Origin of the sequence: Moorena sp. SIO3B2 (genome assembly GCF_010692525.1) — a bacterium.
GTDB lineage: Bacteria > Cyanobacteriota > Cyanobacteriia > Cyanobacteriales > Coleofasciculaceae > Moorena > Moorena producens.
This window is the reverse complement of sequence record NZ_JAAHHE010000855.1, coordinates 1-1,476: the sequence shown is the minus strand read 5'-3', so window position 1 is coordinate 1,476 and position 1,476 is coordinate 1. Positions and strand designations below refer to the sequence as shown.

Here is a 1,476-nt window from a genome sequence, read left to right as displayed (position 1 = left end):
TAGACCAGGGTATCGGCTACATCTAGCCGTTGCCACACGGTATCGAGTGAGCCAAATCCATCAACGATCCATTGCTCCTGTTGCAAGAGGTGATCATGGGCGGCTTTAAACTCGGCATGGGGCACCTCAGCACCGCCCGGTCTATATTGCATGAGATCGAGGGGTACTAGGGGTAATCCAGTTATTTCAGCTAAACGTTTGCTGAGGGTCGATTTGCCAGCGCCAGCATTGCCAAATACTGCAACTCTCTTCATAGTTAGGGAGTAGGGAGTAGGTTTTTTACATTTGGGTCAGGAATCGGGAATCGGGAATCGGGAATCGGGAATCGGGAATCGGGAGTTGGAAGTCGTCAGAAGCGGGAAATGGGAAAAATTATCCCGGAAATGATTGTGTATTTTTATACATATGGGTAGAAGTTTATATTATATGAAAGTACCTACTCGCCCCTTTGTAAAAAACCTACCCTTGTAAGGTAGGGAGCAGGGAGCAGGGAAAAAATCATGTCTACCTCATAGATACGAGAAACGCTATAGATGTAAGACAATTCCTAAACTCCGAAACTTAATCATAGCTTACTTCGGATTTCTGACTTCTGACTTGCGGACTTGCGCGTAGCGCTATATCTTGCACCAGTACAAAAAAACTTAATAACGGCAGTGATAACAATCAATTTTAGTACTGAAATAGTCAAAGATTATCACTACTCCCGATTCCCGATTCCCGATTCCCGATTCCCGATTCCCGATTCCCGATTCCCGATTCCCGATTCCCGATTCCCGATTCCCTTTAATTGTTGCTCCAATTCTATCACTTTCCCCTGAATATCTAGACTCCGGTAGAGTTCTAAACTTTCAGTAAAAAATTGGTAAGCCATGGCTTTAGCATTGGGTTGATTACCCTCAACACGACGCAAGTAAATTTCCCCTAATAGCTGGCGAGCAGAGGCTTCTAGTTTCCGACGGTTGTAGTCTAGGAATATTTGTAGAGATTCCATGGCTAATGCTTCCGCTCGGTCAAGGTTTTCTAAGACATTTACCTCTAGGTAAGCCCGGGAGATATCTAGAATTTCTTCCGCCCTATCGACAATTTCTCCAAGTTCTGAAAGTAACCTTAAGCCCATGGTGTAGTTGGTTTCAAATTGCTCTATCTGTTCCGGTAGAGTAGGGTGGTTGGAGGGTAATCGGCGCAAGTGTTCTGAATAGAGTAAGCCAAGAGCGGTATAGTTGTAGGCTTGGTTGGCTTTGTAGTCGTTGGCTTTACTAATTTCGATGGCTTGACCAATACTTTGCTCCCCTTGGCTGAGTAAGTGGAGGGCTTGGGTTGTGTCTGGAGTATTTCTGGCTAGGAGGCGTTGGCTGTTACCGAAGAATTGGATCTAAAGTCCCGTCCTTATAGGGCGGCTTTTTTTGGAGTTTTATCCTATTCATTGTATAATAAATTAATAGCGGAAGGTCGATACGTGATGATTATTATAGA

At 44.5% G+C, this 1,476-nt stretch carries 2 protein-coding genes; both read right to left on the bottom strand.

Annotated elements, in window-relative coordinates; all coding sequences use genetic code 11:
- Positions 1–254 (bottom strand): P-loop NTPase family protein (locus F6K38_RS41795; RefSeq protein ID WP_502709669.1); only part of this gene is annotated, 254 nt, incomplete at its 3' end.
- A gap of 446 nt (positions 255–700) precedes the next feature.
- Positions 701–1,189, bottom strand: coding sequence for a hypothetical protein (locus tag F6K38_RS41790; protein ID WP_287360724.1), 489 nt, complete (start codon positions 1,187–1,189; stop codon positions 701–703).
- Positions 1,190–1,476: the final 287 nt, after the last annotated feature.